The 22,731-nt window shown below is 41.0% G+C and carries 24 protein-coding genes; 11 read left to right on the top strand and 13 right to left on the bottom strand.

Annotated features, from left to right (window positions below):
- Positions 1-92: 92 nt before the first annotated feature.
- Positions 93-716 (bottom strand): class I SAM-dependent methyltransferase, encoded by a 624-nt coding sequence (locus KF872_01430; GenBank protein ID MBX2902187.1) that lies wholly within the window; start codon positions 714-716, stop codon positions 93-95.
- An 84-nt stretch (positions 717-800) separates the two neighbouring features.
- Here KF872_01430 and polA point away from each other — a divergent pair, with 84 nt between their 5' ends.
- Both polA and KF872_01420 read left to right on the top strand, forming a co-directional pair.
- Positions 801-3,668: a DNA polymerase I gene (gene polA / locus KF872_01425; protein MBX2902186.1), complete on the top strand. Its 2,868-nt coding sequence runs from the start codon at positions 801-803 to the stop codon at positions 3,666-3,668.
- A 91-nt stretch (positions 3,669-3,759) separates the two neighbouring features.
- The gene (locus KF872_01420; protein ID MBX2902185.1) at positions 3,760-3,990 is read left to right on the top strand and encodes a hypothetical protein; all 231 of its coding nucleotides are present in this window, start codon (positions 3,760-3,762) and stop codon (positions 3,988-3,990) included.
- 1 nt (position 3,991) lies between these two features.
- Here KF872_01420 and pheT read toward each other — a convergent pair whose 3' ends face one another.
- On the bottom strand, positions 3,992-6,421 hold the full coding sequence (pheT, locus tag KF872_01415; GenBank protein ID MBX2902184.1) for a phenylalanine--tRNA ligase subunit beta: 2,430 nt from the start codon (positions 6,419-6,421) through the stop codon (positions 3,992-3,994).
- Positions 6,422-6,555: 134 nt separating this feature from the next.
- On the opposite strand from pheT, the gene KF872_01410 reads away from it, so the two are divergent.
- Genes KF872_01410 through KF872_01395 form a run of 4 tightly spaced genes read left to right on the top strand, consistent with a single transcriptional unit; the run spans position 6,556 to position 9,447 of the window.
- On the top strand, positions 6,556-7,350 hold the full coding sequence (locus KF872_01410; protein MBX2902183.1) for a DUF3822 family protein: 795 nt from the start codon (positions 6,556-6,558) through the stop codon (positions 7,348-7,350).
- Between the two features lie 6 nt (positions 7,351-7,356).
- Positions 7,357-7,914: an RsmD family RNA methyltransferase gene (locus KF872_01405; protein MBX2902182.1), complete on the top strand. Its 558-nt coding sequence runs from the start codon at positions 7,357-7,359 to the stop codon at positions 7,912-7,914.
- Positions 7,915-7,954: 40 nt separating this feature from the next.
- Entirely contained in the window at positions 7,955-9,037 is a 1,083-nt protein-coding gene (locus tag KF872_01400) for an ABC transporter permease (GenBank protein MBX2902181.1), read from the top strand.
- 5 nt (positions 9,038-9,042) lie between these two features.
- Positions 9,043-9,447, top strand: coding sequence for a hypothetical protein (locus KF872_01395; GenBank protein ID MBX2902180.1), 405 nt, complete (start codon positions 9,043-9,045; stop codon positions 9,445-9,447).
- Positions 9,448-9,511: 64 nt separating this feature from the next.
- Here KF872_01395 and KF872_01390 read toward each other — a convergent pair whose 3' ends face one another.
- Complete coding sequence (locus KF872_01390; protein ID MBX2902179.1) at positions 9,512-9,919, bottom strand: CBS domain-containing protein; 408 nt, start codon at positions 9,917-9,919, stop codon at positions 9,512-9,514.
- Positions 9,920-10,046: 127 nt separating this feature from the next.
- Between KF872_01390 and KF872_01385 the strand changes: the two genes are divergently transcribed.
- The gene (locus KF872_01385; protein ID MBX2902178.1) at positions 10,047-11,267 is read left to right on the top strand and encodes a DUF1343 domain-containing protein; all 1,221 of its coding nucleotides are present in this window, start codon (positions 10,047-10,049) and stop codon (positions 11,265-11,267) included.
- Between the two features lie 29 nt (positions 11,268-11,296).
- Complete coding sequence (locus KF872_01380) at positions 11,297-13,039, top strand: tail fiber domain-containing protein (GenBank protein ID MBX2902177.1); 1,743 nt, start codon at positions 11,297-11,299, stop codon at positions 13,037-13,039.
- A 236-nt stretch (positions 13,040-13,275) separates the two neighbouring features.
- Here the strand turns inward: KF872_01380 and rplV are convergent, their stop codons facing one another.
- The 6 genes from rplV to KF872_01350 form a co-directional block, all read right to left on the bottom strand.
- On the bottom strand, positions 13,276-13,659 hold the full coding sequence (gene rplV / locus KF872_01375) for a 50S ribosomal protein L22 (GenBank protein MBX2902176.1): 384 nt from the start codon (positions 13,657-13,659) through the stop codon (positions 13,276-13,278).
- 25 nt (positions 13,660-13,684) lie between these two features.
- Positions 13,685-13,954, bottom strand: a complete 270-nt coding sequence (rpsS, locus tag KF872_01370; protein ID MBX2902175.1) for a 30S ribosomal protein S19 — start codon at positions 13,952-13,954, stop codon at positions 13,685-13,687.
- Between the two features lie 26 nt (positions 13,955-13,980).
- Positions 13,981-14,814 carry a 50S ribosomal protein L2 gene (rplB, locus tag KF872_01365; protein ID MBX2902174.1) on the bottom strand — a complete coding sequence of 278 codons (834 nt, stop codon included), beginning with the start codon at positions 14,812-14,814 and terminating at the stop codon, positions 13,981-13,983.
- 71 nt (positions 14,815-14,885) lie between these two features.
- Positions 14,886-15,182 (bottom strand): 50S ribosomal protein L23, encoded by a 297-nt coding sequence (gene rplW / locus KF872_01360; protein ID MBX2902173.1) that lies wholly within the window; start codon positions 15,180-15,182, stop codon positions 14,886-14,888.
- 11 nt (positions 15,183-15,193) lie between these two features.
- Entirely contained in the window at positions 15,194-15,826 is a 633-nt protein-coding gene (gene rplD / locus KF872_01355) for a 50S ribosomal protein L4 (GenBank protein MBX2902172.1), read from the bottom strand.
- A gap of 109 nt (positions 15,827-15,935) precedes the next feature.
- Complete coding sequence (locus KF872_01350) at positions 15,936-16,394, bottom strand: hypothetical protein (GenBank protein ID MBX2902171.1); 459 nt, start codon at positions 16,392-16,394, stop codon at positions 15,936-15,938.
- 154 nt (positions 16,395-16,548) lie between these two features.
- On the opposite strand from KF872_01350, the gene hisC reads away from it, so the two are divergent.
- The 3 genes from hisC to KF872_01335 are packed head-to-tail and all read left to right on the top strand — an operon-like array spanning position 16,549 to position 18,752.
- Entirely contained in the window at positions 16,549-17,592 is a 1,044-nt protein-coding gene (hisC, locus tag KF872_01345) for a histidinol-phosphate transaminase (GenBank protein MBX2902170.1), read from the top strand.
- Positions 17,589-18,158 (top strand): HAD-IIIA family hydrolase, encoded by a 570-nt coding sequence (locus KF872_01340; GenBank protein ID MBX2902169.1) that lies wholly within the window; start codon positions 17,589-17,591, stop codon positions 18,156-18,158. Before hisC ends, KF872_01340 begins: the two co-directional genes overlap by 4 nt.
- A gap of 33 nt (positions 18,159-18,191) precedes the next feature.
- Positions 18,192-18,752: a PhnA domain-containing protein gene (locus KF872_01335; protein ID MBX2902168.1), complete on the top strand. Its 561-nt coding sequence runs from the start codon at positions 18,192-18,194 to the stop codon at positions 18,750-18,752.
- Here KF872_01335 and galE read toward each other — a convergent pair.
- Genes galE through KF872_01315 form a run of 4 tightly spaced genes read right to left on the bottom strand, consistent with a single transcriptional unit; the run spans position 18,747 to position 22,621 of the window.
- Entirely contained in the window at positions 18,747-19,766 is a 1,020-nt protein-coding gene (galE, locus tag KF872_01330; GenBank protein ID MBX2902167.1) for a UDP-glucose 4-epimerase GalE, read from the bottom strand. The two genes, KF872_01335 and galE, sit on opposite strands and share 6 nt — an antisense overlap.
- A 6-nt stretch (positions 19,767-19,772) precedes the next feature.
- Positions 19,773-21,110, bottom strand: coding sequence for a dihydroorotase (locus KF872_01325; GenBank protein ID MBX2902166.1), 1,338 nt, complete (start codon positions 21,108-21,110; stop codon positions 19,773-19,775).
- Positions 21,107-21,685 carry a septum formation protein Maf gene (maf, locus tag KF872_01320; protein MBX2902165.1) on the bottom strand — a complete coding sequence of 193 codons (579 nt, stop codon included), beginning with the start codon at positions 21,683-21,685 and terminating at the stop codon, positions 21,107-21,109. The genes KF872_01325 and maf overlap by 4 nt, the downstream gene beginning before the upstream one ends.
- A gap of 3 nt (positions 21,686-21,688) precedes the next feature.
- On the bottom strand, positions 21,689-22,621 hold the full coding sequence (locus KF872_01315) for a geranylgeranylglycerol-phosphate geranylgeranyltransferase (GenBank protein ID MBX2902164.1): 933 nt from the start codon (positions 22,619-22,621) through the stop codon (positions 21,689-21,691).
- Positions 22,622-22,731 lie beyond the last annotated feature (110 nt).

Here is a 22,731-nt window from a genome sequence, read left to right as displayed (position 1 = left end):
TGAATGAATAATTTCCCACAGGGTGTGGACGAAAATACTTGCAAGTTGAGTGCGCCAATTATTAGACGTATTAAATCTTAAAATTTGCATACTTACTCCACTTTTTTAAAGCTGCAAAAGGTAAAACTCTGCATGGTGTTAAAAGGCGTTGGGTGATTGGTAGTAACACTTTGCAACTTGCGAAAGTAAGGGTGCCAAAGCTGTTCCATTTGCTCCTCCGAATATTGCTGAATGGGAATACCGCTGCATTTTTGCGGGCCTTGTTCCGAAAAGGTGCCTATAACTAAAAACCCTCCGGGCAAAATGTGCTGGCAAGCAGTTGCCTTGTATGCCGCAATTTCGTGCGGCTGGGTTAAAAAATGAAAAGCTGCACGATCGTGCCAAAGATGGTATTGCTGTTGTGGCTTAAATGCTGCAACATCGGCTGCTATCCAAGTAATTTTTTCGGCTTGAGCGCCTAATCGCATTTTAGCTCTTTCTATTGCTGCTTCAGAAATATCGAGTACCGAAATATTTTGAAATCCTAATCGCAGCAGGTTATCTACCAGAAAGCTATCGCCCCCGCCTACATCAATAATATGGGCAGCGGCAGGAAGTTGTAATTCTTCAATAAAATCTAATGAAGTTTGAGGTGTGGGCTGGTACCAACTTACTTCGTTTAGTTGTTTGGTTTGGTAAATATTTTCCCAATGGAGTTTACGGTTGAAATTTTCCATAAACAAACATGCATATTTCCATACCTTTTGTGTTCATTGTCTTTTTTAAATTTTCAAAAAACTTAAAAGAACTATGTTCGCCACATGGCTGCAACAAATACCGATTGGGCAGATAACAAGTTGTTTTTGTTAGATGCTTACGCATTGATTTACCGTGCATACTTTGCATTTATTGCCAACCCTTTGCGCAACAGCAAGGGAATGAATGTAAGCGCTGTTTCCGGCTTTACACAAACACTTGTGGATTTAATTCAAAAAGAAAAACCCTCTCATTTGGCAGTAGTCTTCGATAGTGCCGATGAAGAAACCACGCGAGCCGTTGAATATGCCTTTTACAAGGCAAACCGCGAGGCTATGCCCGAAGATATTGCACTTTCTATACCATGGATTAAACAAATTATTGCAGCCATGAAAATTCCGGTACTTGAAGTGCCGGGTTACGAAGCCGATGATATTATTGGTACGCTTGCCAAGCAAAAAGCCCGCGAAGGTCATTTGGTGTATATGGTTACGCCCGATAAAGATTATGCACAATTGGTAGAAGAAAACATTAAAATATATAAGCCCGGAAGACAAGGCAGTGATGTAGAAATTTTGGGCGTAAAGGAAATACTCGAAAAATGGGAAGTAGAACGCCCGGAGCAAGTAATAGATATTCTTGGTTTATGGGGCGATAGCGTAGATAATATTCCGGGCATACCGGGTGTGGGCGAAAAAACTGCCAAAAAACTATTGAAGGAATATGGCTCCATGGAGAATATAATTGCCAATGCCGCTAATATAAAAGGCAAGTTGGGCGAGAATATTAAAACCCATGCCGAGCAGGGTAAAATTTCTAAACATTTGGCAACTATAATTTTAGATGTACCCTTGAGTGTAACCGATGCCGATTTGCATTTAGATGAACCGGACAGAGAAGCGTTGGCAGCACTTTTTACCGAACTGGAGTTTAGAACATTAGGCAAAAAAGTTTTGGGCGAAAGTTTTGTAGTGAACAACAACACAACTGCTGCCGAACGAAAAGAACAAGCACTGCCACCATCTGCACAAGGCGATTTATTTGCAGCCGCAGTAGAAGTGCAAGCAGCACCACAGCCCGAAGAGCGCGGAAAAACAATAAAAAATACAGCACATCAATACATAATAGCAACCGATAATGCCGCATTGGCACAAGATGGCATACAAGTAATATCTATTCAGCAGTTGCTAGAGCAGTTAGAGCAAGCCGAAGAGTTTTGTTTCGACACCGAAACATCTTCGCTCGATTATTTTGATTTCAGTATCGTAGGGCTTTCTTTTAGCATAAAACCTACCGAAGCATTTTATGTGCCATGTCCACCCGATTTTGAAGCGGCAAAAGCCTTAATTCAGCGCTTTAAAACATTATTGGAGGATACATCCAAAACCAAAATCGGGCAAAATCTAAAATTTGATATGCACGTGCTGTATCACTATGGCATACAAGTAGCAGCGCCTATCTACGATACCATGTTAGCCCATTATCTTATTGAGCCCGACATGAAACACGGCATGGATTACCTAAGCGAAACTTATTTGGGTTATACGCCCGTTTCTATAGAAGCGCTTATTGGAAAGAAGGGCAAAAACCAAGGCAGTATGGCAGATGTGCCCTTGCCTCAAATAGCCGAATATGCTGCCGAAGATGCCGATATCACATTACAGTTAAAGCAAGTTTTTGCACCAATGGTGCAGCAGCGTGCAGTAGAAAATGTATTGAACCAAATTGAGCACCCGCTCATTCCCGTATTAGCAGCCATGGAGCGCGAAGGCGTAAATATAGACAGCCTATTTTTGAACGATTACAGCAAAGAACTGCAAGCAGATTTGCTGCAACTGCAAACAAAAATTTTTGAATTTGCCGGACGAGAGTTCAATATAGATTCACCTAAGCAACTGGGTGAAGTTTTATATAGCGAAATGAAACTACCGTTTGAAGGAAAAAAGACTTCTACCGGACAACTTTCTACAAACGAAGAGGCGCTGCAAGCATTGGTGAAGCATCACCCAATTGCCGAAGCACTGCTCAATTTCCGTGAAATCGGGAAATTAAAAAGTACTTATGTAGATACTTTGCCCCAATTGGTTCATCCTAAAACTGGCAGGGTGCATACCACTTTTAATCAAACCATTGCTGCCACCGGAAGGCTAAGTTCCGTAGCACCGAATTTGCAGAATATCCCTATCCGCACCGAGCGTGGGCAGCAAGTACGCAAAGCATTTATTGCCCGCAGCGAAGAATATGTGTTGCTCAGTGCCGATTATTCGCAAATAGAATTGCGCTTAGTGGCAGAAATAAGCAAAGATACCGCCATGCTCGAAGCCTTTGACAAAGGTATGGATATACATGCGGCTACCGCAGCTAAAGTATATGGCGTAGAGGTAAGTGCCGTAACTAAAACACAGCGCAGCAACGCCAAAATGGTAAACTTTGGTATTATTTATGCCATTTCTGCCTTTGGCTTAAGCCAACGCTTAGGTATTGCCAGAAAAGAGGCAGCCGAGCTAATAGAAAACTACTTTAAACAGTTTCCGGGAATAAAGCAGTATATGGACGACACCTTGCGCTTTGCCCGCGAACACGGCTATGTGCAAACCATTATGGGCAGAAAACGCTTTTTAAATGACATTAACAGCCGCAACTTTACCGTTCGCGGGTTTGCAGAGCGCGAAGCTATAAATGCTCCCGTGCAAGGTAGTGCTGCCGATCTTATTAAAATTGCCATGATAAACATTCACAACGAGTTTAACAGGCTGAATTTAAAAAGTAAAATGACACTGCAAGTCCACGATGAATTGGTGTTTGATGCACATCGAAGCGAGTTAGATATTATTCAACCTATTATTGAAAAACAGATGGCGCAAGCCATAAAAACAAATGTGCCAATAGTGGTTGAAATTGGCACCGGCTTAAACTGGCTAGAGGCCCATTAGCAATGGTGGTTGAAAATTTAAAAGGGTGAAAGGCATTTTCTAACACACTAAAAAAAATGCTTTTGCGTTCTATATGCAAAACAAAAAAATCATGAAACAGAACTTTACACCCAATCATTTATTATTAGCAGCTTATGGCGAATTGGCTCCGGCTGCCACCAGCGAATTGCAACAACAACTTTTTGCAGATGAATCGCTGGATAATACATTACAAGAGATAATAGACTTGCAAATTGCATTAGACGAAATGAGCTTAAAGCCCAGCCGCACCAGTATAGAAATTATTCTAGAACATAGCCGCGAAGCAGAAGTTGCCATGTAGGCTACTTCCTAATACCGGCTCCCAATTCGCGCTCAAACGATGTTACCAAACGGCTCATCGTTTTTTCAACTTCTTCATCGGTAAGTGTTTTCTCGGAATGCTGAAACACAAAACTTACGGCACAGGATTTTTTTCCTGCTTCTATTTTTTCGCCTTCATAAACATCAAACAGCGAAATTTCGGTAAGTAAGTTTTTTGATTCCTTTTTTGCCAGTGTTTCTATGGCGCTGAAGGTTACATCTTTTTCTACCACCAAAGCTAAATCGCGCTTTACCGATGGGTATTTGGGAAGCGGTTTAAAAGTAATTTTTGCCTGGGCGCTTTCTGTAAGTAATTTATTAAAATCCAAACAAGCAAAAAGCACATTACCTTTTATACCAAAGCGTTGTTTTACGGTGTGGCTTACTTCACCGCCAAAGCATATTTCTTTCCCTGTTTTTTGTATGGCAAAAGCATTTTGCAATGCAGCATTGTTGCCTATTGCGAAAGTAGTATTCTCTATTCCTAATTTTTGCAGTATGCCTTCTAGAGCCTGTTTTAAATGAAAAAAGTCTGCCTTTTCTGTTGGGGTAATCCAATTGGGCGATTGCCAATTTCCGGAAAGCAAGAGCGCTAAGTGTTTGTATTCCTTATAGCCCTTTTCGGTTTTGTGGTAGGTTTTCCCAAATTCAAAAAATGCTATATCAAAAGCCTTTCGGTTTTGGTTGTGCGCCACACTTTCTAACATGCCATAAAGCATGGATGTGCGTAGGCAATCCAGTTCCGATGTTTGGCTGTTGAGCAATTTTACTTGCTGTTGTTGCAATTGAGTGTCTTGCTCAAATGCCGATTGCGAAACCGAGTTGGTGGTAACTTCACTAAATCCCAAACCGGTAAGTAAATGGGCTAGCGTTTGCTCTAATTTGGTTTCATTTTTTTCACTGCTGAAAGAAATGCTCGTATTGAGTTTTGTGGGCAATTCAAAATTATTATAGCCATAAATGCGGAGAATTTCTTCTACAATATCTGCGGGTCGGGTAACATCGGGTTTAAACGTGGGAACAGAAAGCAGCAGCCCGGTTTGAGTGCTGGCAGATACTTCAATTCCTAACTCTTGAAGTATTGTTACAATAGTACTTTGCTCTATATGGAAGCCCGAAAGCTTTCGGATATAATCAAACTGTATGGTTACAGATGTTGGCTCTATTTTAGTAGGATAAACATCGGCAATAGCACCAACCACTTTGCCCCCCGCAAGTTCTAATATAAGCGAAACGGCACGTTGCAACGCAGTAATGGTAATGCTGGGGTCGGTTCCTTTTTCGTAGTGCATAGCAGCATCGGTACGCAAATTATGCCCATAGGAAGTTTTGCGTATGCCTGAAGGTGTAAAGTAGGCGCTTTCTATAAATATATTTTGTGTAGTGGCTGTAACTCCGCTTTTGGCACCTCCAAAAACTCCGGCAATGCACATGGGTTCTTCGGCATTGCAAATCATGAGTTCAAAACCTTTTAAGGTACGCTCTGTGCCATCGAGGGTTACAAATTTTTCTCCTTCGGAAGCATTGCGCACTATTACTTTATTTCCTTTAATGGTATCGGCATCAAAAACGTGTAGCGGCTGCCCATATTCGTGCAGCACAAAGTTGGTAATATCTACCACATTGTTTATGCTGCGGATGCCTATTGCTTTTAGTTTATTTTTTAGCCAATCGGGCGATTCTTTTACGGTAATGCCAGCAATGCTTATACCGCTGTATCGCGGGCAAGCTGTGGTATTTTGAATTTCGATAGCAATCGGATTTGGCTCACCGGAATTTTGCCAAGTATTGGTTGATGGCATTTGTAAGGTAAGCTGTTGTTGATGGCGCACATTGAGTACCGTTTTTAAATCGCGGGCTACGCCAATATGCGAAAAGGCATCGCTGCGGTTGGGTGTTAGCCCTATTTCAAACACATAATCGGTTTCTATATTAAAGTATTCGGCAGCAGGAGTTCCAGGTGCTGCATGTTGCGGCAACACTAAAATTCCTTCGTGCACATCGCGCAAACCCAGTTCTTTTTCGGAACAAATCATGCCCCTCGATTCTACGCCCCGTATTTTGGCTTTTTTTATCTGAAATTTTTCGGTAGCGCCCAGTGGCAAAAGGCTTGCACCTTCTAAGGCCACTACCACTTTTTGTCCGGCAGCTACATTGGGAGCTCCACATACAATTTGCAGCGGCTCTGCCGTGCCAATATTCACGGTGGTTACTTTTAGTTTATCGGCATCGGGGTGTTTTTCGCAGCTCAGCACTTCACCAATTACTACATTTTTCAAACCGCCTTCGATGGTTTCAAAAACGTGTACGTCTTCTACTTCTAAACCAATGGAGGTGAGCAGTGTAGATACTTCTTCAATATTATTTGAAATGGGTAAATAGCTTTTTAACCAGTTGTAAGATACTTTCATACAATAAAATTAGCAGCGCAAATAAAAGGATTAGCAGCATTGTAAGCAGCTAAAACTTTTGTTCTTACCAAATCTTATATTGCCGAAGGTGTAAAATGGTTTTCTTGTTTAACCGAATAGTGTAGGTTTGTAGCGTGATAGCAGTGCTTCCTTCGTATCAAAAAATAGAAACCGGAAAATTGCCCGAAGTGGCAAGCACTGAAGGTTTTATATTAAATGTGGAGGTTGGTGTTCACCAAATTGCTGCAGTGGTGGAGGTAGCGGCTTTTAAGCAGTTTCTTTATTTGCTGGAGTTTAATTTTAGCAAGCCTTTGCAGGTGGCGCAGCTACCCGAGGTTTGCAAACAGTTATTGGCAGACAACGCGGTGTTTGCTTTGGCTTTTAGCGAAGTGAATGTGGCTTTTAATCCCGATATTGATTTACTGCCAAACGGCTTTCAACAACATACCGGCTCTTGTTTTTTACAGCAAGTAAGCGAAGAGGTATTGGCAGCATTTACGGTAGAAAATGTATTGCAAGAAGTTTGGAAAGAAAAATTTCCATTAGCACAAATTACTGCTGTGTATGCCAATTTCTTAAAGCAGGTGCTTTTGTTGCCCAAAGGAGTTTATGTAATGGTAATGCACGAAGCTTTTGCTGTTGCCGTTTTAGAGGCTCCCGGCAAATTGCAATTGTTTAATTGTTTTGAATATAAAACGGCAGAAGATTTCTTGTATTTCTTAATGCTGGTATGCGATTCAACGCAAGTAAACCGAACTGAAACGCCTTTGGTTTTTTCCGGAAAAATTCAAAAAGAGTCGAAGATTTACGATGTGTGCTATCGCTACTTTTCAAACATTGTGTTTTTAAAGCCGGGCAACGGAAAGTTTTTTGCCAAGGCATTTAGCGATGCAGCAAAGTCTATTTATTTTTCATTGTTTTCATTGTAAAGAAGTATGCGCATTATTAGTGGAAAATATAAAGGTTATAGGCTTAACCAACCTCATTTCGACCCAACGCGTCCTACCACCGATTTTGCCAAAGAAGCATTGTTTAATGTTGTAAACAACTACTTCAATTTCGATAATATAAAAATGCTGGATCTCTTTGCCGGAACGGGAGCTATCAGCTATGAATTTTTATCGCGCGGATGCACAGATGTTACCAGCGTGGAATTGCACCGCAAGTGTGTAGATTTTATTAAAAAAACATCGGCACACTTAAATTTTGAAGGACATAAAGTATTGCAAACAGATGTGTTTCTATTTATAGAAACATGCAGTATTGCCTACGATGTAATTTTTGCGGGACCACCGTATCCGCTACCCAACCTTGCCGAAATTCCTGATTTAATATTTAAGCAAAAGATGGTGGAAGGCGAAGGCTGGTTTATATTGGAGCATAACCCTAAACATAATTTCGACAACCATCCGCATTTTTGGAATAAGCGCCAGTATGGCACCACCATATTTTCCATATTTGTAAACGAGCCAATTGGCTACGATGAGCGCTAATGTTTACCTTGTTTTTCTTAAAAAGTAGGATTGCGTAAAAATGAACTTCATTAAAATATTATTGAACCGCTTGAGTACGGGCATTTTAGTAATGGCCGGAGTAATTGTGGTTATCTTTCTGCTGTTTAATGTGTTGCCAATAAATAGCGCCCGCATGACTTTGGGGCAGCGTGCCGATGCAGCTTCTGTAAAGGCAATAGAAAAAGAGTTTAGATTAAATTATTCGTGGCAAAAAAGATTGCTGCTTTATTTCAATGATGTGTCGCCAATATCGCTTCATAATTTAGCAAACGAAGAGTCGCCAACGTATATCAATGAAGAAGACAGTAAGTTTATTTCGCTGTTTACCTTTGGCGAAACTAGTTTGGTACTAAAGGCTCCCTATCTCGGAAAAAGTTTCCAAACCCGCAGAAAAGTGAGCGAAATTTTAGGCGAGAAAATTTTCCCTACTGCAGTATTGGCTTTAAGTGCCATGCTGTTTGCTTCTATTATTGGTATTGTGTTGGGCGTGTTTGCCGCGGTAAAGCAGTATTCGTTTTGGGATAATGCTATTTTGGTGTTATCTACATTTGGCATTTCGCAGCCGGCATATTTTTCGGGTATTATTTTGGCCATGATTTTTGGCTACTATTTGAGCGATTACACGGGCTTGAATGTGCGCGGATCACTTACAGATGTAGATATTATGGGCGATACGGTTTATGTATGGAAAAACCTTTGGCTACCCATGATTGCTTTGGGCATTCGCCCTATTTCTATTATTGCTCAACTTACACGTAGCAGTATGTTGGAAGCTATGCAGCAAGATTTTGTGCGTACTGCCAAAGCAAAAGGATTGTCTAACGGTAAGGTTATTTTTAAACATGCACTGCGTAATGCCATGAATCCGGTGGTAACTTCAATAAGCGGCTGGTTAGCAGCATTGCTTACAGGTGCATTTTTTATTGAAAAGGTTTTTGACTACAAAGGTCTTGGATTGCAAACAATTGAATCGCTGCTGGTGTTTGATTTTCCGGTAGTAATGGGTTCGGTATTGTTTGTGGCGTTTGTATTTGTGGTAATGAATTTGGTTACCGATTTACTCTATGCTGTATTAGATCCTCGTGTTTCCATTAAATCGTAAAAGGTATGCTTAGAACTATTTTGGGGATTTTTATTGGATTAGTGTGTGGCGTGTTGGTAATTGTTGGTTGGGAGAGTTTTACTCATAAATTATACCCGCCTCCTCAGGGAATAAATTTTGCCGATAAAGAAGCTGTGCGTGCTATGATGGCACAAATGCCACTACTGGCATTCGTGCTTATTTTGGTAGGCTATGTATTGGCTGCCTTTGTGGGTGGAGCTGTTGCTACGGTTATAGATAAATCCAAGAAAATTTTGCCTGCTTTAATTGTAGCAGGTTTGCTTATGTTGGCAAATGCTGCCAATTTAATTATGCTGCCACACCCTGTTTGGTTTATAGGGGCAAGCATGATGGTATATCCTTTGTTTGCTGGCTTTGCAGCAGTGCTTATACTACGCGTGAAAAAGTAATGTGCACACACTAAAAAAGGCGCTGAGGTTAATTCAGCGCCTTTTTAGCTATTGATAAAGCAGTTTAGAAGCTAAGAACTTTCACCAAATCTTTATTAGTAACAATACCTACAATTTCACCTTCATCGCAAATAGGCAATGCTTGAAATTTTCCGGCAGCAAGAATTTCGTGCGCTTGTTCTATATCTGCAGTAGATGGCAGGCATACAGGATGGGCAGTCATAATATCGGCAGCAGTGTAGTTTATTTTTAATACACTTTCGTTTAAAACTTTTCCTTCGGTCATTATTTTGTAAAGGAAGTTTACCACATCGTTTACACTAATAATACCCACTAATTCGCTTCCATTGCGGCAAACAGGCAAGTGCTGGATTTTAAATTCTGTAAAAAACTCAACTACTTGTAGTAGGTTGTTTTCGGGTTTTGCCACTATTACATTTTTAGTCATAATGGCTGCTACTGTTGCTTTCATATTTTTTGATTTATACTACAAAGATAAACATAACTTTTCGCTCCTAAAAGATGCATTCCGTCATAATAAAAAATGATTTTTTGGAGGGATTAAACTTTATTCGCTTTGTAAATTCAACCTTCAATCTATGAAGTATCACATAGCCTTACTTTGGACATTTCTATTTGCTTGCACATCGTGCCAAGTATTCTCTCAAAAAGAAAAGAAGAACACAGGTGAAGACAAAACTCAGGAATATAAACCAATAGTTACCGGAGCCGAAAACACAGATGCCTACTTCGATATGCTGAAAGGTAAAAGAATAGCGCTGATGGTAAACCACACTTCGCTTATTGGAGATTTACATTTAGTAGATTCTTTGTTGAAGGCAAATATGAAAATTGAGAAAATATTTGCACCGGAGCATGGTTTCCGCGGCACTGCCGATGCCGGAGAAAAAGTAAAAAGCGGCATTGATGAGGCAACAGGCATTCCCATTATTTCGCTATACGGTTCTAAGGTAAAACCCGATAGTGCCGATTTACAAAATGTTGATGTAGTGGTGTACGATATTCAAGATGTGGGCGTGCGCTGTTTTACTTACATTTCTTCGTTGTATTACCTAATGGAAGCATGTGCCGATGCAGGTATTCCCATAGTAGTGTTAGACCGCCCCAATCCTAATATTCACCGTGTAGATGGACCAATGGTAAAGAAAGCATACCGTTCATTTGTGTCGCTGCTTCCCGTGCCGCTGGTATATGGGCTTACCGTTGGCGAATTGGCTCAAATGATAGTGGGCGAGCGTTGGATAGATAAACCCACCCAGCCTAAACTTACGGTAGTTCCATGCAAAAATTATACGCGCCACACACACTATTCGCTGCCTATAAAACCTTCACCCAATTTGCCCAACGATAGAGCCGTGTATTTATACCCATCTTTGGTATTTTTTGAAGGAACCAATGTAAGCGTAGGAAGAGGTACAGAATTTCCTTTTGAAGTATTTGGTGCACCGGAGTGGAAATCGTTGCAGTTCGAGTTTAAACCCAAGAGTATGCCGGGCGCAAAAAATCCTCCGTTTTTAAACACTACTTGCAAGGGCTACGACCTGCGTAAACCCACTAGCGAATTTGGCAGCGAAAATGAGCAAGTAAATTTTCTTTACTTGTTGAAAGCATACAGCAATGCACCCGACAAACAACAGTTTTTTCTAAAAAATGGTTTTGTAAATAAACTGGCAGGATACAACCTAACGGCACAAATAGAAAGCGAGCTTAGTGTTGAAGAAATTAGAGCATCGTGGGAGCGGGGAACTACAGCTTTTAAACTAAGTCGCAAAAAATATTTTCTTTATCCTGAAAATTAAAAGCTAATTCACGCTAGGTATTCCTATCTATGATAAAAAAGTTACTTGTTGTTGCAATGAGTATTGCCTTACCATGGGCAGTATTTGCCCAAAATAATATTGGAATTGGCACTCCCACACCAGATGCCTCGTCTGTATTAGAATTGAGTTCGAACTCAAAGGGAATCTTGGTGCCGCGTTTAACCGCAGTGCAGCGTATAGCCATTGCTAACCCGGCTAATGCGCTCATGGTTTTTGATACAGATAGTAACTGTTTCTTTTTCTACAAATCAAATGTAGCACAGTGGGTTTCGCTTTGTAATGCCGGAGCGCAAGGAGCAACTGGTGATACAGGATCTCCTGGAGCGCAAGGTATTCAAGGAGCAACTGGCGATACAGGACCTACCGGAGCGCAAGGTATTCAAGGAGCAACTGGTGATACAGGACCTACCGGAGCGCAAGGTATTCAAGGAGCAACTGGCGATACAGGACCTACCGGAGCGCAAGGTATTCAAGGAGCAACTGGTGATACAGGACCTACCGGAGCGCAAGGAGCAACCGGTGCTACCGGGCCGTTGGGAGCAGCCGGAGGCGACCTCTCAGGAAACTATCCCAATCCAACAACCATAGCACTGCAGGGGCGTCCGGTGAGCAATACTGCACCGCTTACAAACGATATATTGCAATGGAATGGCAGCAGTTGGATTCCTTCTGATGGTGCAAATGTATTTTGGCGAATTACAGGAAATGCCGGCACCAATGCCGCCAATAATTTTGTAGGTACTACCGACCCAACAGATTTAGTTTTTAGAACTCAGAATATTGAAAAGATGCGGATTACTGCCGGAGGCTTTGTGGGAATTGGCATTGCAGCTCCTGCTACACCACTTCAGGTTAAAATGGCAGGTGGCGGCATGGCTTCGGTGCAAGATTATGGCACTAACTACGCAGGTATAAGCTTTAACAACACCACAGCCATAGGCACGTACAACATTATGAGCAGCCCAACCGATGCCAATTTATATGTAAACCGCCCAAACGCTAACAGTATTTATTTTAGGATGAATAATAACGACCAAGTGCGCATTACACCAGATGGAAATTTGCGCATTAGCAATATGAGTTACAGTACTGTAAGTCCCGCTTATGCAGACGATGGCCGCATAAAATTGAGTACCACTTTAGGTTTTGTTTCGTTTGGGAACTATAACAACGATCCTTCTGTAAATGCAGCTCCTCCGGCTTCAAGCTGGATAAATGGCGTTGGCTCCTTGGTAATTGGCATCAACCGAACCGCAGGCACCAGCGGTGTAGATTTTTGGAATTCTACTTCACATAACCAAAATGCAGCTACGTCAAATACCGATCGGGGGTTTTATTTCAGGCGATTCAGCAATACAGGCGCAGAGCAATTATTAGGGCGCATTGAAGGCGATGGCAGATTTTATGGCACATCGTTTACCAATGTGAGCGACAGCAGAATGAAGAAAGATTTTTATCACTTGGAAAACACTTTACAAAAAGTAATGCAGGTAAAAACTTATAGCTACACTTTGCGCGACCAAAGTTTCGATACAAAAGGCAATTTAGTGTTTAGCGATGCTGCCAACAGTTCCGATATTGGCTTTTCTGCACAAGAGTTGTTTCAGTTATTTCCTGAAGTAGTACACAAACCTACCAACGAAGCTAAAGAGTTGTGGGGAATAGACTATGCCAAACTTTCAGTTATATTGTTGAAGGCAATGCAAGAGCAGCAGCAGCGCATAAATAAATTGGAGGAGCAACTTCATTAATAGATTAAACTTGGCAACATTGCAAGCAGCAGTAAAAAGCTGGTGCTTACTTGGCATATCATTAAACCCTGTTATTGGGTTGTCTTTATGTATACTTCATGGCATTTGCGAACCAGTATTGCCATTTTAAATTCTCGATGATGCCAATTTCATCTTCACTTAAACGTAGATCTGATAAACATAAAAAAAGCCCGTACCATTAGGTACAGGCTTGATACAAATTTCAATATAAATTATTAGGCTTCAGCTTCCACGGCAACCGGTGCTGCTGCACTTACTTTGCTATCTACCTTGATGGTAACATGGTTGCTGCGTTTGCGGATTCTATAAGCGCGTCCTTGCGGTGCAGGCAAAAAGCGTTTTAGAGAAGTACCTTGGTTTACAAAAATTTCTTTTACAAAAAGCTCGTTATCTTCAGGACGGGCATCATTTTTTTGTTGCCAGTTATTGATAGCGCTTTTTAGTAATTTTTCTAACTTTAAAGAAGCCTCTTGTTTGCTAAAACGCAAAATAGTAAGTGCCTCTTCTACTTTTTTTCCACGAATTAAATCGGCTACCAGTCTCATTTTTCTATCGCTGGTAGGGTTATTTCTTAAATGTGCAATTGCTTCCATTTCAATTTACTTTTATTCGGTTAGTCGAAAATTATTTCTTCTTATTGCCGGCATGTCCTTTAAACTGGCGGGTTGGGCTAAACTCACCCAAACGATGCCCTACCATGTTTTCGGTTACATACACAGGTATAAATTTATTTCCATTGTGAACCGCAAAAGTATGCCCCACCATATCGGGTAAAATCATTGAAGCACGGCTCCAAGTTTTGATTACGCCCTTTTTGCTGGCTTCATTCATTTTAGCTACTTTTTTAAGCAACTTGTAGGCTACATAAGGTCCTTTTTTAATACTGCGTCCCATTTCTTTCTCTTTTTATGGTTTAACTACTACCCTTTTTTAGCGTTTCTTCTTTGAATAATTAATCTGCTTGAAGCCTTTTTAGGAGCACGGGTTTTTAAGCCTTTAGCTTTTAAGCCTGTGCGGCTACGTGGGTGACCGCCCGAAGCGCGACCTTCACCACCACCCATTGGGTGATCTACCGGGTTCATTACTACACCACGGTTGCGAGGTCTGCGACCTAACCAACGGTTACGTCCTGCCTTTCCTAATGTTTGCTGATTGTTATCGCTATTAGAAAGCATACCTACGGTTGCCAAACATGTTCTCAAGATTCTTCTAGTTTCACCTGAAGGCATTTTCAATACTACATAGCGCTCTTCTTTAGCTTGCAACTGGGCAGATGAGCCTGCACTGCGAACCAATACTCCGCCTCTTCCAGGATGTAATTCAACATTGTGAACAATAGTACCCAAAGGCATTTCGCCCAATGGTAAAGTATTGCCAACTTCTGGAGCTACTTTGCTTCCAGAAACAATAGTTTGACCAACTTTTAATCCCTCAGGAGCAAGAATGTATCTTTTTTCACCATCAGGATAATTTACTAATGCAATAAAAGCTGTACGGTTTGGATCGTATTCTATTGTTGCAACTTTTCCAGGTATATCAAATTTGTCGCGTTTAAAATCAATGATACGGTAGCGCTTTTTGTGTCCTCCGCCAATATAGCGAACGGTTAAGTGCCCTGCACTGTTTCTACCACCGGAGCTCTTTTGAGGAGCCAACAAACTTTTTTCCGGTTTATTGGTAGTAATTTCTTTGAAGTTCACCAACTTGGTAAACCTCATACTGGGTGTGGTTGGTTTGTACTTTTTAATGCCCATGGCGTTAAATTTTATCCTTATTTTAATTTTCAGCAGTTAGGTTTCTGCTATAGTTAATAAATAAAGTACGATTAAATATTTCCGTAGAAGTCAATATTTTCACCATCTTTCAAGGTTACAAATGCCTTCTTGTAAGCTGGTTTCATACCTCTTGCTAATCCTTTTTTAGTATAGCGAGATTTTGCTTTTCCAGGAATTACAGCTGTGCTAACACCCGAAACTTGTACATTGTAGTACTGCTCTACTGCTTTTTTAATTTCCAGTTTATTAGCTCCGCGTGCTACTTTAAAAACGTAAGTATTTAGCTTGTCGCCAAGTTTGGTACTTTTTTCGGTAATCAATGGTTTGGTAAGAACTTCAGTTGCCATTTTCAATGAAATTAATTATTAGATAATGAAGCGGTAATAGCTTTTACTGCATTTTCGCTTAGTACTAATTTCTTAGCATTCATGATATCGAAAATGTTTAATGAAGCAGCTTGTACCAAATTTACAGTAGGGATATTTTTAGCGCTTTTATTCAAACCGTTTGAAACTTCGCTGAATACTATTGTACTTTTCACGCCATTCAAGCTAAGGTTTGCCAACACTTTTGCAAACTCTTTAGTTTTTGGTGTTTCGATGTTAAAATCCTCTACTACAATAATGTTGTTATCTTTTGCTTTGTAAGCAAGTGCACTCTTACGAGCCAACTCTTTTACTTTTTTATTCAGCTTAAAATCGTAACTGTGTGGCTTTGGACCAAAAGTACGACCCCCACCGCGTACCACGGGCGACTTCATATCGCCACGTCTTGCACCACCGGTTCCTTTTTGGCGGAATGCCTTTTTGGTAGTGCGGGAAATTTCCCAACGCTCTTTGGTTTTATGTGTTCCTTGGCGCTGTGCTGCCTGAAACTGGCGCACTGCTAACCAAACCACATGGTCATTCGGTTCAATCCCGAAAATATCGGCTGCCAACTCCAGTTCGCGACCGGTTTCTTTTCCTTCCTTATTAAGTACTTTAACCTTCATAATGCTGCAAAATTTAAGCGAATTTTCGCACACGTCCCAAAAAAGGGACGGCAAAAATAGAAAATTGAGGGATGTTTACAAATTTTGATTGAAAAAATAATGCACGACATCAAAAAACAGATGCCAAAGCCGCTTTTACATTGAATCCGAAGGCAAAATACGGCACAAAGAAAAGCAAACCCCAAAGCACACAAGAGGCTGTCATACCCCAAAAAACCTTTCTGCGATCGGAAGTAAACGACAGTGAAAACAAAACACCAACCGGAATTGAAAGTATTACCGGAGTAAGAAATGCTATACCACTTAAGCCAAACGAGCGCTTTACCTTTACCAATAAGCGGGTGCGCTTAGAAAATTTTCTGCCATACTTATGCGGATAGCGCGACACAACCCAACGGCTGATGGCACTGCCCAAATAGGTGAAAACTAAAATACCCGCAATACCGCCTGCCACATTTGCAATGGCACTTTCAATACCCATGCCGGCCGTAATTACAGCCAAAGAGGTAAAACTGAACTTTGCAGTACTAACTAAAAATATAGCGGCTTGAGCCAGTGTGTTTTCCATGGAAGTTTGCGAATGTAGCCTTTGAAATGGTTTTTGTTTGTTAAAAGTTTGATAGCTTACGAAATTTAGCAAAAAATGTTGCTGCTGCACCTGCACAATAGTTCTTCTCAAAAATTCTACTCTGCAATTGCAGTTCTAAGGTTATTCTTGCAGGGTGATTACGCATTTAGTAAGAAAAAGCATCCGGGAGTTGCAACCATATTCCTTTGCACATCAAGCATTACCAAAAGAAGGCACTACACGCTTAGATGACAACGAAAACGCATTTGGTTCACCCTTACTTAGCGAAGAAAAATTCAATCGCTATCCCGAACCATTTCAAACCACACTAAAAAACAGCATTAGCCGCATAAAGGGAGTTCCACCTCAAAACATGTTTATTGGAAACGGCAGTGGCGAAATTATTGATTCATTATTTAGAATCTTTTGCGAGCCTGCAACAGATGCCTGCATAATATGCCCGCCCACCGATAACCGATATGCGTTTATTGCCCAAGTAAACAACACCAACTGCCTCCACATACCACTACTCCCAAATCTGGAACTGGATGTAGAAAGCATACTTGAAAACAACACAGCTGCCAAGTTGCTGCTGCTGAGTTCTCCCAATAATCCTACCGGAAATTCTTTTCACAAAGAAGATATTGAACTTTTACTCGGAAAATTTGAAGGCATAGTGGTGATAGATGAAGCATACATCAACTATTCCCGCCAATCTTCGTGCATTACGCTGTTGCCTCACTTTTCTAATTTAGTAGTAGTGCAAACATTTTCGCATGCGTGGGGACTTGCAGGTTTGCGCCTCAGTATGGCGTTTGCTTCATCCGGCATTATTGAATTATTAGATAAAATTAAACTCCCACACCACATCAATAGCGCATCGCAGCAAATTGCCGTTGAGGCACTACACAACATTGCATGGGTAAACGAACACATACGCCAAACTGTGGCACTACGCGAGCAACTCTGCAACCAACTAAAAGAAATTCCATGCATAGAACACATCTATGCAAGTGATGCCAACTTTGTATTGATACGTGTAAAAGATGCCGACACCACCCATAAATTTTTACTCAAAAAAGGAATTGTTACCAGCAACGAAAACCACCAAACACTTTGCGAAAACTGCCTGCGAATTACCATTGGCACCGAAAAAGAGAACAATCTACTTGTTGAAAATTTAAAAGCGATAAAATGAAAAAAGCACTCTTTATTGACCGAGACGGCACCTTGATACTCGAAACAGACGATTACAAAATTGATTCCTTTGAAAAACTCATCTTTTATCCTGAAATTTTTCGATGGTTGGGAGCAATTGCACGACTAAACGAATACGAACTCGTAATGGTTACCAACCAAGACGGTTTGGGCTTGCCGGATTATTTTCCCGAAGATACTTTTTGGCCTGTACATAACTTTATTGAAAACACCTTTAAAGGCGAAGGCATACAATTTTCCGCCACGCATATTGACAAGAGTTTTCCGCACGAAAACCTTCCAACACGCAAGCCCAATACGGGCATGCTCACCCGGTATTTTTCTGCCGATTACGATTTAAAAAATTCATTTGTAATTGGCGATAGAATTACCGATGTACTCTTGGCCAAAAACCTAGGTTGCAAATGCTTTTGGCTCAACGATGGCAGAGGGCTCGGACTAAGCGAAATTGGAGGCGAAACAACCGAAACCTTACAGCCTCACATTGCACTGGAATCGCGCAATTGGCAAGATATTTTCAACTACTTGAATCAATCAACTAAGTAACTATTCAATATTTTCTAAAACACCATACAGTATATGTCTATTATTACCAATGCACTACAACAACGCTGCGAAGGCTTATGCGAATTATGCAGCTCCGAAGCTGCCGTAACCGCTTATGCCGTAAGTCCCAAAAACAACGACTCTATTGCCAACGAAGTGGCTTTATGCAACACCTGCCAACAAACATTAGCTAAAGAAAAAGACAACACACATTGGCAATGCCTTGCAGGCAGCATTTACAATCCCGAAAATAGTGTGCAAGCATTAACCTATAGAATCTTACACCTTCACCAAGACGAAGAATGGGCAAAAGACATTATGCAATCGGTGGAGTTAGATGAAGCAGTAATACATTGGGCACTTAGCGCATTTGAACAAAAAGAAGTTCACCGCGATGCCAATGGCAACCAACTACAAAGTGGAGATAATGTAGTGCTTACTCAAGTACTGAATGTAAAGGGCACTAGCTTTATGGCACCTAAAGGCACTATTGTAAAAAAGATTCGTTTAGTGCCGGATAACACTGAGCAAATTGAAGGAAAAATAAACGACCAAACGATTGTTATTCTTACAAAATACGTAAGAAAATCATAGTTGTAATTCCTTCGAACGTTGCTCCCAGCGCCAAGCTGTAAGCATCATATCGTCTAAGTTTCTGGCAGGTTCCCAACCTAAGAGTTGCTTAGCTTTATTATTGTTGGCATAGATAGAAACCACATCCCCTTCTCTGCGTGGTGCTTTGGTATAATTCAGTTGCAAGCCCGATACTTTTTCAAAAGATTGAATGGCTTCTAAAACAGTTACGCCATTGCCGGTGCCTAAATTAAACACATCGCACTGCTGCTGTTGCTTTCCGGCAACCAAGTATTGTATTGCCTTAGTGTGTGCATTAGCAATATCCATTACGTGAATATAATCGCGCACACAAGTGCCATCGCGCGTTGGGTAATCGCTGCCAAACACGCTAAACGATGAAAATTTTCCTGCTGCAAATCCTGTAATGCGCGGCACCACTGCCGTTACCACTACCGTTGGCAGCTCGCCTATTTGGGCGCTTTCATGCGCACCTACCGGATTAAAATAGCGCAGCAACACAAATTTTGAACGCCCTGCTTTGGCAACCTGCTCAATTATTTCTTCGCCCATTTGCTTTGTGTGTGCATAAGGGCTTTCGGCCTTTTCAAAAGGCGTGGCTTCGGTTACGGGCAACTGAGTGGTATTGCCATACACCGAACAAGAAGATGAAAACACAAAATGCTTTACATTAAATTCTTCGGTAAGCCTTAATAAATTGGTAAGCGACACTAGATTATTATGATAATACTTTAGCGGCTGCTCTACCGATTCGGGCACGCTTTTAAAAGCTGCAAAATGAATAATCCCATCAAACAGCTCGGCTTCAAAAATTTGCTTTACTGCCTCGTAATGGCACAAGTCCACCAAATAGTTTTTAACTGGTTTTCCTACAACTGCAGCAACCCTGCTTATGGTGCTTTCCAACGAATTGAAACAAGCATCAATGCTTACTACATCAAAACCGTGCTGCACCAAATCTACTATGGTGTGCGAACCAATATATCCGCAGCCTCCGGTAACTAATATCTTCATCCTTTTTTATTTATTGAACAACAATCTTTTCCCTTTTACGGCTTCATTGAAATTGCCGTTATTAAACACGCTATTCCCATTTACAAAAGTTTGCTCTACTGCTCCTCTAAATGTTTTGCCTTCAAACGGACTCCAAGCGCATTTGTAATAAATGTTATCCTTTTTCACCTGCCATTCTTTGTTTACATCTAGCAATACCACATCGGCAAAATAACCTTCGCGCAAGTAGCCGCGTTCTTTCACTTTAAAGCAAGTGGCTACTGCATGGCTTCCTTTTTCTACAATTTGCGGCAGCGAAATTTTCCCTTCGTGATAAAACTGCAACATTACATTTAGTGAATGCTGAACCAATGGCACACCTGCAGGTGCCGCATTGTAGTGTTGATTTTTTTCCTCTGTTGTGTGTGGTGCATGATCTGTGGCAAATACATCTATTCTTCCATCTAACAATGCTTTCAGCAATTCCGGACTGTGCCTCTTATCTTTAATGGCAGGATTGCATTTTATTTTATTTCCTAAACGCTCATAATCATCGGCTGTAAAAAGCAGGTGATGCACACAAACTTCAGCAGTAATTTTCTTTTGTGCCAATGGAATTTCGTTAGAAAAAAGTTCGAGCTCTTCGGCAGTGGTAATATGTAAAATATGTAAGCGCGTGTTGTGCTTTTTTGCCAATGCCACGGCAAAAGAAGAAGAACGAAAACATACTTCTTCGCTCCTAATTACCGGATGAAAAGAAGCATTCAACTTATCGCCATACTCAGCCTCAAAAGCGGCTTTGCGCTCTTTTACCAATGGTTCTAACTCGCAATGAACAGCAATTAAATGTGGTGTAGATGCATATATTTTTTCTAGAATTTGCGCATCATCTACCAGCATATTTCCGGTGCTGCTGCCCATGAAAATTTTCACTCCGCACACATTTTCTAAAGGTGTTTTCATTACCTCTTCGAAGTTGTTATTGCTCACACCCATGTAAAAAGAGTAATTGGCAAGCGCTGTTTGCGATGCTATGTGATACTTTTCCTCCAGCAACGCCTGCGTGAGTGTTGGCGGCTGCACATTGGGCATTTCCATAAACGAGGTTACCCCACCTGCTACGGCAGCCCGTGCTTCGGAGCCAATAGTAGCTTTATGCGTTAAACCCGGCTCTCGAAAATGTACTTGGTCGTCTATTAAACCCGGCATTAAATATTTACCCTCGGCATTTACCTCTGCTGCTTGAAATTTTACATCAAAACCACTGTCTATTCGTTCAAGTCTTTCGCCTTTTATCAATACATCGGCATTAAAAATCTTACCCTCGTTTACTAAAGTTGCGTTGCGAATAATAGTTGCCATCAGGAAATTATTTTATATCCAAAATCTTCTTTCAATACTTTATATACTTTGTTTATTGGCAAGCCCACCACATTAAAATAATCGCCTTCAAAACTGCGTATGCCAACTGCACCAATCCATTCTTGGCAGGCATAGCTGCCGGCTTTATCGAATGGGCTGTATTTTGCCACGTAAAATTCTATTTCCTCTTTAGATAGTTGATTGAAAGTAACTCTTGTAGTTTCAGAAAAACCAACTTGCTTTTCGTTTGAAAAAATAAAAACGCCTGTAACCACCTCGTGTGTGTGTCCGCTCAGCATTTGCAGCATTTCTACTGCTTCTTGCGGAGTATTGGGTTTTTCGAAAATTCGATTACCTAAAAGAACCACCGTATCGGCACCAATTACTATTTCGTTTGTAATATCCGGCTGCAATGCCATGGCCTTTTGCTTTGCTAAATGGAGTGGAATTTCTTGTAGTGGCACGCCTTCCGGGTGGGTTTCTGGTATGTTTTTAGAGCGTACTTCAAACAAAATATTGGCCATAGAAAGCAACTCTTTTCTGCGGGGCGAATTAGAAGCTAAAATGATACTGCGCATGGTTTATTTGTTGAACCAATAGAAAAGAGGGATACTCACCAAACCAAATACCATTGTGAGTTTCAGCATAACACTCTGCACCCTGAAATCGGTTTTGTTATATGCCACAAATAAAGGAATCACGTTTACCAAAATTGGAAATTGTATAAACAATACAGCATACCAAAAATGGTTTTTTAAGCCATTGTTCCAATACACATACATTACAAAAGCTACTGCAGCCATTAGCAGCACTTCGAGCAAGCCTGCCACTACTGCACTTACGCGCACGCCCAACCAAACCGGCAATGTGGTAAAGTTATAGGCCTTATCTGCTTCGACATCTTCTATATCTTTTACAATTTCCCGAGCCAGCGTAACCACAAATGCAAATACCGCATAACCCTGCATTTGCGTTAGAATATAATACTTAGAAGCAGGCAACATAAAACTTCCCGTAAGCTGTGTTTCAAACAAAACGGGCAATACAAATACTATGGCGCAAAGTCCGGCAACAATGGCGTTGCCAATAAGAGCATACTTCTTTAAGGTAGAAGAATACTGCCAAAGCAATAATGCACTCAGCAGAAATACATTCACCAATTTTAAGTTGCCAACTGAATACGCCAGCCAAGCAGCCAAACCAATACCTACAACATTAAGTGTTCCTATAATGTACGGCACTTCATCTAATGAAATTTCTCTTCCAAGCACCTGCTTTTGAGGCTTGAATTTTTTGTCTTGTGCATAATCAAAAAAATCGTTGATGGCATTGCCTGCTGCCATAATGCACATAACGCTTACTGCCAACAAAACAGCCTGCCACCAATGCAAGGTTGGCGTGAGCGCACCCAACGATGGAACTACAATAAAAAAATGAAAAAGTAAAAGCGAAGCTCCTGCAATTAGCAAGTTAAACCAACGTATTAAACGAAAAAAAGCAAGTATTTTCTGCATAGTTATTCAACTGTAGTGGCAATGCCGAACAATAGTGTAATCAAAACAAAACAGCAACTGTTTCTATTGGCTGTGTACGCATTGCAACCCTTCCATTTGCCATAGGTATT

This window comes from Chitinophagales bacterium, from assembly GCA_019638515.1.
GTDB lineage: Bacteria > Bacteroidota > Bacteroidia > Chitinophagales > LD1 > UBA7692.
Note: the sequence above shows the minus strand (reverse complement) of the source record. Positions and strands in the feature narration are given on the sequence as shown.

Coding starts and splice junctions, on each gene's coding strand:
- KF872_01430 (MBX2902187.1), bottom strand. CDS start 716: ATGGAAAATTTCAACCGTAAACTCCATTGGGAAAATATTTACCAAACC.
- polA (MBX2902186.1), top strand. CDS start 801: ATGGCTGCAACAAATACCGATTGGGCAGATAACAAGTTGTTTTTGTTA.
- KF872_01420 (MBX2902185.1), top strand. CDS start 3,760: ATGAAACAGAACTTTACACCCAATCATTTATTATTAGCAGCTTATGGC.
- pheT (MBX2902184.1), bottom strand. CDS start 6,421: ATGAAAGTATCTTACAACTGGTTAAAAAGCTATTTACCCATTTCAAAT.
- KF872_01405 (MBX2902182.1), top strand. CDS start 7,357: ATGCGCATTATTAGTGGAAAATATAAAGGTTATAGGCTTAACCAACCT.
- KF872_01400 (MBX2902181.1), top strand. CDS start 7,955: ATGAACTTCATTAAAATATTATTGAACCGCTTGAGTACGGGCATTTTA.
- KF872_01395 (MBX2902180.1), top strand. CDS start 9,043: ATGCTTAGAACTATTTTGGGGATTTTTATTGGATTAGTGTGTGGCGTG.
- KF872_01390 (MBX2902179.1), bottom strand. CDS start 9,919: ATGAAAGCAACAGTAGCAGCCATTATGACTAAAAATGTAATAGTGGCA.
- KF872_01385 (MBX2902178.1), top strand. CDS start 10,047: ATGAAGTATCACATAGCCTTACTTTGGACATTTCTATTTGCTTGCACA.
- KF872_01380 (MBX2902177.1), top strand. CDS start 11,297: ATGATAAAAAAGTTACTTGTTGTTGCAATGAGTATTGCCTTACCATGG.
- rpsS (MBX2902175.1), bottom strand. CDS start 13,954: ATGGGACGCAGTATTAAAAAAGGACCTTATGTAGCCTACAAGTTGCTT.
- rplB (MBX2902174.1), bottom strand. CDS start 14,814: ATGGGCATTAAAAAGTACAAACCAACCACACCCAGTATGAGGTTTACC.
- rplW (MBX2902173.1), bottom strand. CDS start 15,182: ATGGCAACTGAAGTTCTTACCAAACCATTGATTACCGAAAAAAGTACC.
- rplD (MBX2902172.1), bottom strand. CDS start 15,826: ATGAAGGTTAAAGTACTTAATAAGGAAGGAAAAGAAACCGGTCGCGAA.
- KF872_01350 (MBX2902171.1), bottom strand. CDS start 16,394: ATGGAAAACACACTGGCTCAAGCCGCTATATTTTTAGTTAGTACTGCA.
- KF872_01340 (MBX2902169.1), top strand. CDS start 17,589: ATGAAAAAAGCACTCTTTATTGACCGAGACGGCACCTTGATACTCGAA.
- KF872_01335 (MBX2902168.1), top strand. CDS start 18,192: ATGTCTATTATTACCAATGCACTACAACAACGCTGCGAAGGCTTATGC.
- galE (MBX2902167.1), bottom strand. CDS start 19,766: ATGAAGATATTAGTTACCGGAGGCTGCGGATATATTGGTTCGCACACC.
- maf (MBX2902165.1), bottom strand. CDS start 21,685: ATGCGCAGTATCATTTTAGCTTCTAATTCGCCCCGCAGAAAAGAGTTG.
- KF872_01315 (MBX2902164.1), bottom strand. CDS start 22,621: ATGCAGAAAATACTTGCTTTTTTTCGTTTAATACGTTGGTTTAACTTG.